Raw genomic sequence first — 9,457 nt, 5'->3', positions numbered from 1 at the left:
ACCGGTGGGGCGACTCGGTCGAGTACGCCTTCCGGATCACCATGAAGAAGGCCCCGCAGTACGACGTGAACGTCCAGGTGGGCGCCCGCTCGAACGGCCACCAGGCCGCCTTCTGGAACGTCTTCCCCACCCAGGGCCGGTGACCGACCCGCGCCCGTGACGAAGGGCCCGGCCTCCCACTGCTCGGGAGGCCGGGCCCTTCACCGTGTCCGGCGTCGTCGTGCGCCCGCTCAGGCGAGCGAGGCCATCCAGGCCTCGACGTCCTCGGCGCTGCGGGGCAGGCCGGCCGAGAGGTTCTCGTTGCCGTCGGCGGTGACCAGGATGTCGTCCTCGATCCGGACGCCGATGCCGCGGTACTCCTCCGGCACGGTCAGGTCGTCCTGCTGGAAGTACAGGCCGGGCTCGACGGTCAGCACCATGCCGGGGACCAGCAGCGCGTCGACGTGCTCCTCGCGGCGCGAGTGGGCGCAGTCGTGGACGTCCAGGCCGAGCATGTGGCCGGTGCCGTGCAGGGTCCAGCGGCGCTGGAGGCCGAGCTCCAGGACCTTCTCGACGTCGTACACCGAGGCGTCCAGCAGGCCCCAGGCGAGCAGCCGCTCGGCGAGGACGCGCTGCGAGGCCTCGTGGAAGTCGCGGAACCGGGCGCCGGGCTTCACCGCGGCGATGCCGGCCTCCTGGGCGTCGTACACGGCGTCGTAGATCCGGCGCTGGAGCTCGGTGAAGCGGCCGTCGATCGGCAGGCTGCGGGTGACGTCGGCGGTGTAGAGGGTGTGGGTCTCCACGCCCGCGTCCAGCAGCAGCAGCTCGCCGGGGCGCACGTCGCCGTCGTTGCGCACCCAGTGCAGGGTGGTGGCGTGCGGGCCGGCGGCGGCGATGGTGCCGTAGCCGACGTCGTTGCCCTCGACCCGGGCGCGGCGCCAGAAGGTGCCCTCGATCCAGCGCTCCGAGGTGGCGACGGCCTGGCCCAGCTCGCGGACCACGTCGGTGAAGCCCTTGACGGTGGCGTCGCAGGCGGCGCGCAGCTCGCCGATCTCCCACTCGTCCTTGACCAGCCGCAGGCCGCTCAGGAACTCCTTGAACGCGGCGTCCTTGTCCTCGTCCAGGGCGGCGGCGAGCGCGGTCTCCAGGCCGGCGTCGTAGCCGCGCACGATCCGGGTCGGCACGGCGGAGTCCGCGGCCTTGGCGGCCAGCTCCTCGGCGGCCTCGCGCACGTCGCGGGCGGGCAGGCCGAGCAGCTGCTCCTGCTCGCTCAGGCTGTGCCGGCGGCCGACCCACAGCTCGCCCTGGCCGTCCAGCCAGAACTCGCCGTTCTCGCGGTTCGAGCGGGGCAGCAGGTAGAGCAGGAACTCGTGGCCGGCCTCGCCGGTCGGCTCGGCGACCAGCACCGCGTCCTCGGTCTGGTCGCCGGTGAGGTGGACGTACTCGCTGGAGGCGCGGAAGGCGTAGTCGGTGTCGTTGGAGCGGACCCGCAGGTTGCCGGCCGGGACGACCAGGCGCTCGCCGGGGAAGGCGGCGGACAGCTTGGCGCGGCGCTCGGCGGCGTACTCGGCCTGGGCGACGGGAGCGAGGCCGTGCAGCTCGGTGTCGGCCCAGCCGGACTTCATCGAGGCGGCCAGCGCGTCGGAGATCTCGCCGTAGAGACCGTTCTTGCGGCCCTTGTGCTGCTCAGGCTCCTCGCCGCCGTCGGCCTCGGGGTTCTCGGCCACCGCGGGGGTACGGTCCTCGGTCACGTGCAACGCCTCCTTGGGGGGTGGTACCGCCGCCCCTCGGGGGAGGTGTCGGATCGCGACACGCGCGGGCGGCCGTGCGTCCATGGTACGGACGCCCGGCCGCCCGCATTCCCCCAGCCTTCGGCCGGGGGGACCCCCAGGGCTCGAACTGTTTCTCGATTACTCGAAGCGGGCCGCCAGCAGCATCAGGTCGTCGGTGGCCGTGCCCGTGGTGTCCGGGGCGGGGCAGACGGACAGCAGGTGGGCGCAGAGCCGGTCCGGGTCGATCCGCACGTCGCGCGGGGCGTCGGCGGCGGCCCGGCGCAGGTTGGCCTGCCCGGCGTGCAGGGTCGGGCCGCAGCGGCGGGCCAGGCCCTCGGTGTAGAGCAGCAGGGTGTCGCCGCGCTCGGCGGTGAACTCCACCCCGGGGGCCTCCCAGCAGGTCAGCATGCCGAGCGGGGCGGAGAGCGAGGTCTCGACGAACTCGGCGCCGTGCCGTCCGACCAGGACCGGCGGGCAGTGCCCGGCGCCGGCCAGGGTGATCCGGCGCTCCTCGGGCTCGACCCAGGCGTAGACGGCGGTGGCGGTGCGGGTCGGCTCGGTGGTCTTGAGCAGCAGTTCCAGGTCCCCCAGGACGGAGACCGGGTCCTCGCCCTCCAGGACCGCGTACGCCCGCAGCGCGGCCCGCACCCGGCCCATCGCGGCGGCCGCGCCGGGGGCGGAGCAGGGGCCCGCGCCGGGGCCGTCGCCGGAGACGGAGCCGACGGTGAGGCCGAGGGTGCCGTCCGGCAGCGGGATCGCGTCGTACCAGTCGCTGCCCGAGGAGCGCTCCAGCCCGGCGGGGACGAGCCGGGCGGCCAGCCGCAGTCCGGCGGCCTGGGGGAGGCGGTCCGGCAGCAGGCCGCGGCGCAGTGCCTCGGTGGTGCGTGAGATCCGGTCCGCCTCCAGCTGCTTGGCGAGCAGCGGGGCGGCGATCTCGGAGTAGTGGCGGGCCAGTTCGCGCTGGCAGCCGGTCGGTTCGGCGGGCTCGTCGTAGAACCAGAGGACGGCGGCGAGCGGGCCGTCCTCGGCGGTGGCGAGCGGCAGGCCGTAGGCGCCGCCGAGGCCGAAGTGGACGGCGAGTTCGCGCAGCCGGGCGCCGATGGCCGGGTCCTCGGCGAGGTCGCGGGAGTGCAGCTGTGCGGGCCGGTCCCGTTCGCGCAGCAGCCGGGCCAGCAGGCTCTGTTCGGTCGGGACGGTCTCCAGGGCGCCGAGGCTGGCGCGGTCGAGGCCGAAGCCGACCGGCTGTCCGGGCCCGCCGCCGGGCCGCCTGGTCACCAGCACGCCGCGCCGGGCGCCGAGCAGGGCGGCGCCGGAGGCGAGGACGGTGTCCAGGGTGGCCGCCAGGCCGCGGGTGCGGGCGAGCCGCTCGGTGTGCTCGTGCAGGCTGGTGATTTCGGACAGGCGTCCGGCCAAACGGTCCTGCACGGCGGTGGACGGCGCCGTGCGGGCGGCGTCACCCGCGCCGTCCAGGGCGTCGACGGGGCCGGTCAGGTCCGGCAGGTCGAGGACGGTGAGCCCGCCTGCGCAGCCGGGTTCGCCCGGCTCGGCGGTCGTCGTCGACGGGAGGGCCGCCGACGGGTGGGACTCGTTCATGCCGTCACTCCTGACGCGGTGCTACGTGCCATGCGAAACCCCCAGATACGGCCAATGTGGAGCGAGCACGGCCTTAGGGCGCGTTTCGCCTCGATTCGCTACTACTCGTCATTGATCGACAGCAATGCCACCACTTCTACACAGGCCATTCGGGGCATGTCCAGATCCAGGACGACGCGGTGGCCCGTTCCACATCGATCGCGACCCGGTCGGGGGGCGTGCGGGGTCGGTACGCGCGCTGGTCGGGCCGGGAGGCATGGAGCGGGCCGCGAACGGGCAGAACCGGGAGGACGGCCCGGGCGGCCGTCCGGATCGTATGTCCGTGCCGCCCGTGAGCCGGGCTGGCCGGAACTCTCTCACTCGTACGGTGGAACCAGGCGTGCCCGGGCGGCGTCCATCCGTCGCGTACGGGATTCTCGTTCCTAGGGCTGTGCCGGTGCGCGGCCCTTTCATGTCGTGCTCCACACCTGCTCCACGTCGTAGCCGCGCCGTCCGCCTTCGCCGCCCGCCCCGCGCCGCGCCGCCCGGGGGCCGTGCCGCGGCGGGCCCGCGCCGAGGATCCCGACGGACGCCGGCGGGGCGGAGCGAACCGAGCGGTCAGGGAAAGGAACGAGCGCCATGCGTGAGAACCCGAAGAGCCGGTCGGAGGAGCGCTCCGCGCGGCTGGCCGCGGCCCTGGCGGCCGCCGTCGACCACCGCTGGCCCGTGGTGCCGGGCACCGTGCTGCGCGACGGCCGCTGCTCCTGCGGCGACCTGGACTGCACCGTCCCCGGCGCGCACCCGCACGACCCCTCGCTGCTGGCCGCCACCACGGACGCCCGGATGGTGCGCTGGTGGTGGGAGCGGCAGAGCCCGGACGCGCCGGTGCTGGCCGCCACCGGTTCCACGGTCTCGGCGGTCAGCCTGCCCGCGGCGGCCGGCGCCCGGGCGCTGGTCTACCTGGGCGCGCTGCGGCTGCCGCTCGGACCGGTGCTGGCGATGCCGGGCCGCTACGCGCTGCTGGTGGCCCCCTACTCGCTGGACGTGCTCGGCGAGATGCTCGCCCAACTCCCTTGGGTGCCGGGCTCGTTGCGCTACCACGGGCCGGGCGGCTTCCTGGCGCTGCCGCCCGGCGGCGCCGCCGGGAGGGTGCGCTGGGTGCTGGCGCCGCGACCGGGCGCCGGCGGCGGGGTCTGGCTGCCGCAGGTCGGGCCGCTGCTGGGGGAGTTGGTGGAGGCGACGGTCCGGCTGGACAGCGGCCGCTCGGCCTACTGAGGACCGTCGGTGCCCGGGGCCTTCGAGGGGGCCTTCGGCAGGGTCTTCGGCGGGGTCTTCACCGGGGCCTGCGCGGGGGTCTTCACCGGGGCGCTCCGGAAAAACAAAAGATCCGGCCGCTGGCGACGGGGGATGCACCAGCGGCCGGACTCTTTAGACAGTAACAAGGATCCGCGCCCGCGCCAATTTCCAAGACGCCCTCCACGCCCGGAAATTGCGCGTTCACCGCGACAATGTGACGCGTATCACTCGGATCCCACGCGCTTTAGTTCAAGGTGACCTGACGGTTCACCAGGTTCGCGCGGGCGCGCCGCTCCTCGGCGGTCAGCGGGGTCCCGTCGGCGAGCACGGCGGCGAGCCGGCGGGCGAACTCGGCGGCCGGCTTCTCGCAGTCGGCGGCGGTCATCGCGAGCGGCAGGTCCCACACCGGGACGGTCAGGCCGTGCGCGCGGAACGAGCCGACCAGGCGGGTGTCCGCGCCGAGCGAGGCCTCGCCGGCCGCGTCCAGCCGGGCCAGCGCGTCCAGCAGCTGCTCCTCGGGCACGGTCATCACCCAGCGCAGGTGGTTCTTGTCCGGGGTGCCGCACCAGTAGGCGGAGTCCACACCGGCGAGCTTCTCGGTCGGGATGGCCGAGGCGTTGGCGCGCTCCAGGGAGGCGGCGACCTCGCCGGTGGCGGCCTCGGCGTCCTCCAGCCAGAACTCGAAGCCGGTGTGCACGGCGGGCGTGAACGCGGCGGTGGTGTCCAGCAGGTCCTGCAGGCGGCGCCCGCCCGGGACGGTCCGGCGGGCCGGCACCGGGCTGCCCGGCTCGGTGGCCAGGGCCAGCTCCAGGGCGTCCGCGAGGTCGCGGCTGAGGTCGCCGGAGGAGGACTGGGTCTGGAGGCCGAGCAGGATCGAGCCGTCCTCGCGGCGCAGGGCCGGCCAGGCCAGCGGCAGCACGGTGGCCAGGGTGACCGACGGGACGTCACCGGCGGCGCCCTCGGCCACCCCGGCGGCCAGCGTCAGCGGAACCGTGGCGGCGGGCACCAGCTCGCGCAGCGCCACCCAGTCGGCCTCGCCGGGCAGGCCCTCGAACGGGCGGTGCACCAGCTCCTGCACCGCGTGCGAGGCCTCCCGGCCGTGACACGCCTTGTACCGGCGGCCGGAGCCGCAGGGGCAGTCCTCGCGGGCTCCGACGACGGGGATCTCACCCGTGACGACGGTGGTGGACTGGCGCTGCGGCGCCTTCTTGGCGGCCTTCTTGCCCATGCTGCGGCTCTCCCGGGAACGGTGGTCCTGTGTTCCCGGGAAGCCTAACGACACATTCCCCGCGCCCGGCTCACGCGCTACGGGCATCGCCTCCGGTGCGCCGGGCGTGCCGGGCCCTGGCGGGCAGCGCCGCCCAGACCGTGACCTCGCCGGGGGCGTCGCGCACGCCCCAGTCGCTGGCCAACTGGTCGACGATGCTCAGGCCGCGGCCGCCGCGCGAGGTCAGCGAGGGACTCGCGGGCAGCGGCCGGGTGGCCGCCCCGCCGTCCGTGACCTCCAGGGTGAGCACCCCGTCGGCGTGCATCTGCCAGCGGACCAGCACTCCGCCGCCCGGCTCCTCGGAGCCCTCGGCGGACTCCCGGCCGCCCCGCGCGGCGTGCGTCCCGGACGGGACGCCGACCAGCACCTGCCCGAGCACCTCGGCCCGGGCGCTGCGGCCCAGGGCCGGCAGCGGGCCGAGCGGACGGGCGTACCGACAGGCGTTGCTCAACAGCTCGGAAAGGATCAGAACAGCATCATCGATGACCGGTTCCGGTATCTGCCGGTCACCCAGATCTCGACGCAGTCGGCGCCGTGCGACCCCGACACTCGCTGGGCCGTGCGGCACTGCCATGGTCGATGAAGTCGGCACTTCACGCGCCACCATCAACGCCACCCCCGGACCTCCTTCAGCGTATGCCGAGGGAGAGATGCCCCTTGGTAATGCGTCGGAAACGAGCACCGGACGATCCCGCGCGGCCATTTCGAGTGCGGCGACCGACGGTCGACATCAGGTCATTCCGTGCTCACCCTCTGTCGCCCGGGTGCAAGAATTCCGGCAATTTCGAGCAAGGAAGGTTTGACTGCCGACCAGAGTGATCGGATCGGGGTGATCGGAACGGGGTGATCGGAACGGCGTCGGGAGCGGCCGGCGGTGCGTCGGCGGATCACCGGCCGAGCTGCGCCAGCACCTCCGCGGGCCGGTTGGTGATGATCGCGGACACCCCGAGCTCCAGGCAGAGCTCGACGTCGGCCGGCTCGTCCACCGTCCACACGTGCACCTCGTGCCCGAGCTCGCGCAGCCGGGTCACCAGCTGCGGGCGGGCCCGCACCAGCTCGATGCCCGGGCCGGCGATCCGGGCCCCGCCCGGCAGCGGCGAACCCTCGCGCAGCCGGCCGAGCAGGGGCAGGGTCCGCTCGAACAGGAAGACCCGCCGGTACTGCGGCGCCGCGGCCGCCACCCGGTTCAGGGCGACCGAGGAGAAGCTCATGATCCGGGCGGACGGGCGGTCGCCGTCCCCGGTCGCGCCGATCCCGAACCGCTCCAGCGTCCGCAGCAGCTGGGCCTCCACCCGGCCGCGGAAGCGCACCGGGTGCTTGGTCTCGATCGCCAGGTCCACCGGGCGGCCGCACTCCACCACCAGCTCCAGCAGCCGGTCCAGCCGCAGTACGCCGCGCAGCTCCGGGTCGACGCTGGGGCGGCCGGTCTTCCAGGCGCCAAAGTCGTACGCCTCCAGCTCGGCGAGGGTCATCGCCGAGACGGTGCCCCGGCCGTCGGAGACCCGGCCGATCCGGCGGTCGTGCACGCAGACCAGCACGCCGTCGGCGGTGACCCGGACGTCGCACTCCAGCGCGTCCGCGCCCTCGTCGAGCGCGCGCCGGTAGGCCGCGAGGGTGTGCTCGGGCAGGGCGTGGGAGGAACCGCGGTGGGCGATCACCTGGACGGACGACACGGTGCGCGCCTCCGGCGAGGACAGGTCTGGGCTGGTCACAGGCCCAACGATAGGTGGCGCAGGTGAAGCACGGACAAAGACGGCCCCAACCTGTGGGGCCGTCTCCGGTCCGCGGGGCCCTCCCGGCCCCGGTTCCTCCGGCGCGGGAGGGCGGGTCCGCTCAGGGCCGGACGGCGCGTCCGGCGAGCGGGGTGAGCGCCCAGGTGACCAGGGCGGGCACCAGGAAGGCGAACAGCGAGGCGGAGGTCCACTCCTGCGGGGTGAAGTGCAGCGCCTCCTGGGCGGAGGTCCAGAAGTCCACCCACCAGTCGGCCACCTTGGTCGGCGCGATGAACTGGTAGACCGCGAAGCCCAGCGCCCACGGCAGCAGCATCAGCCAGCGGGAGGGGGCGTCGGCGGAGAGGTTCCAGCCGCGCCGGCCGGCGCCGAGGAAGTAGTCCACCGCGAGCACCGCCAGCAGCGGCACGAACACCGAGCCGATCAGGCCGAGGAAGCCGTAGTAGGTGTCGGTGAACTCGTCGATCTGCAGGGCCAGCACGGTGGTCAGCGCGCCGATCGCCCCGGAGAGCACCCGGCGGTCCACCTTCGGCAGCAGGTTCTGCACCGACATCGCCGTCGAGTAGACGTTGGCGAAGGACTGGTCCGTCTCGCGCAGCACCAGCACCAGCAGGAACAGCCAGCCGGCCCAGACCCCGAGGAAGGAGTCGAAGATCCGGTTCGGGTCGCCGTCCGACTGCAGCAGCGCCATCAGGCCGAGGACGTAGCACCAGACCTGGGCGATCGTGTAGCCGGAGAAGCTGCCCCAGAACGCCGAGCGCGGGGTGCGCGAGTGCCGGGTGTAGTCGGCGGCCAGCGGGACGAAGGAGACCGACACGGCGATCATCGCGTCCGTGGCGCCCAGGAAGCCGTGCCAGTGGCCCGCCCCCGGGTCCGGCACGCCCTGGCGGCCCAGCTGGACGGTGAAGTACACCATCGCGACCGCGACCGCCCCGGCCACGAAGCGGCGCAGCACCGCGATCGAGCCCAGCGGCCAGATGGTCAGCGCGGTGGTCAGCGCGCCCGCCAGCAGCACGAACAGCCAGCGGTAGCCGGTGGTGTGCCCGACGGTCTGCGCGCCCGCCGAGATGGTCAGCAGCTCGAACACGCCCCAGCCGATGCACTGCACGATGTTCAGCACCGTCGGCAGGTACGACAGCCGGGTGCCGAACAGCCCGCGCAGGTTCGCCATCGCGGGGGCGCCGGTGCGGGCGCCGATCAGCGAGGCCACGCCGAGCATGGCGGTGCCGACCGCCGTACCGACCGTGATCGCGGTCACCGCGGCGGCCAGCGACAGCTCGCTGCCGGGGGCTCCGAGCACGGTGGCGGCGGTGGAGAAGCCGATCAGGCTGACGCCCAGGTTCATCCAGAGCGCGAAGTGGTCCCGGAAGCGGAGCGTGCGCGGCGGCTCGGTGTCCAGCACCAGCGGCGCTTCGACGTGGTCGGGGCGCTCCAGGACGGCGCTCGCGCCCGAAGAAGAGGATGGCGAAGCAGGCGGCATGGCCGATACTCCCTACGCCGGCATTACCCGGACAGGTTCCGGCGGTCAGCGCCCCCTCGAACGTCCGTCACTCGCGTGGCGTACGGTCGACATGCGCACTCTCAGCCTGGTGGGTCCAAGCTCCCGCGTGTCAGTTTGGAGCGACAGGCTAACCGGCACGGGGGCGAACACCCAAGGCCGAGGGCATGCGGTCCGCATCGCGGGACGCCCGGCGGGGGAGGGGAGCCTCGGCCGTCGGTACCGGCGTCGGTGCAGGTGGCGGTGCGGGTGTGGGTGCGGGTGTGGGTGGGATGTCGGTGCCGGCTAAGGATTCTTATGAGTTCTTCAGAGGGGTCCTTACGGCAATCGAATCGACAGTGCG

Annotated in this window: 7 protein-coding genes and 1 riboswitch; of the genes, 1 reads left to right on the top strand and 6 read right to left on the bottom strand. The window is 73.9% G+C overall.

Annotated elements, in window-relative coordinates; genetic code table 11:
• Window positions 1-230 precede the first annotated feature (230 nt).
• Both ACFWP2_RS27540 and ACFWP2_RS27535 read right to left on the bottom strand, forming a co-directional pair.
• On the bottom strand, window positions 231-1,730 hold the full coding sequence (locus ACFWP2_RS27540; protein WP_380456217.1) for an aminopeptidase P family protein: 1,500 nt from the start codon (window positions 1,728-1,730) through the stop codon (window positions 231-233).
• Between the two features lie 159 nt (window positions 1,731-1,889).
• On the bottom strand, window positions 1,890-3,344 hold the full coding sequence (locus ACFWP2_RS27535; protein WP_380456215.1) for a PP2C family protein-serine/threonine phosphatase: 1,455 nt from the start codon (window positions 3,342-3,344) through the stop codon (window positions 1,890-1,892).
• Between the two features lie 618 nt (window positions 3,345-3,962).
• Here ACFWP2_RS27535 and ACFWP2_RS27530 point away from each other — a divergent pair.
• Window positions 3,963-4,598: a bifunctional DNA primase/polymerase gene (locus tag ACFWP2_RS27530; RefSeq protein ID WP_380456213.1), complete on the top strand. Its 636-nt coding sequence runs from the start codon at window positions 3,963-3,965 to the stop codon at window positions 4,596-4,598.
• 265 nt (window positions 4,599-4,863) lie between these two features.
• Here ACFWP2_RS27530 and ACFWP2_RS27525 read toward each other — a convergent pair whose 3' ends face one another.
• From ACFWP2_RS27525 to ACFWP2_RS27510, 4 genes are all read right to left on the bottom strand, one after another.
• Window positions 4,864-5,847: a DUF5926 family protein gene (locus ACFWP2_RS27525; RefSeq protein ID WP_380456211.1), complete on the bottom strand. Its 984-nt coding sequence runs from the start codon at window positions 5,845-5,847 to the stop codon at window positions 4,864-4,866.
• A 70-nt stretch (window positions 5,848-5,917) separates the two neighbouring features.
• Complete coding sequence (locus tag ACFWP2_RS27520) at window positions 5,918-6,337, bottom strand: ATP-binding protein (RefSeq protein WP_380456209.1); 420 nt, start codon at window positions 6,335-6,337, stop codon at window positions 5,918-5,920.
• 436 nt (window positions 6,338-6,773) lie between these two features.
• Complete coding sequence (locus ACFWP2_RS27515) at window positions 6,774-7,598, bottom strand: glycerophosphodiester phosphodiesterase (protein ID WP_380456207.1); 825 nt, start codon at window positions 7,596-7,598, stop codon at window positions 6,774-6,776.
• A 121-nt stretch (window positions 7,599-7,719) separates the two neighbouring features.
• Window positions 7,720-9,096, bottom strand: a complete 1,377-nt coding sequence (locus ACFWP2_RS27510) for a purine-cytosine permease family protein (RefSeq protein WP_380456205.1) — start codon at window positions 9,094-9,096, stop codon at window positions 7,720-7,722.
• Window positions 9,089-9,233: riboswitch (TPP riboswitch) on the bottom strand. Its footprint overlaps the gene before it by 8 nt.
• Between the last annotated feature and the right edge of the window lie 224 nt (window positions 9,234-9,457).

The sequence above is a fragment of the Kitasatospora sp. NPDC058444 genome, assembly GCF_042721415.1.
Taxonomy (GTDB): Bacteria; Actinomycetota; Actinomycetes; order Streptomycetales; family Streptomycetaceae; genus Kitasatospora.
The sequence above is the reverse complement of the archived record's forward strand: the minus strand, read 5'-3'. Positions and strand labels throughout refer to the sequence as shown.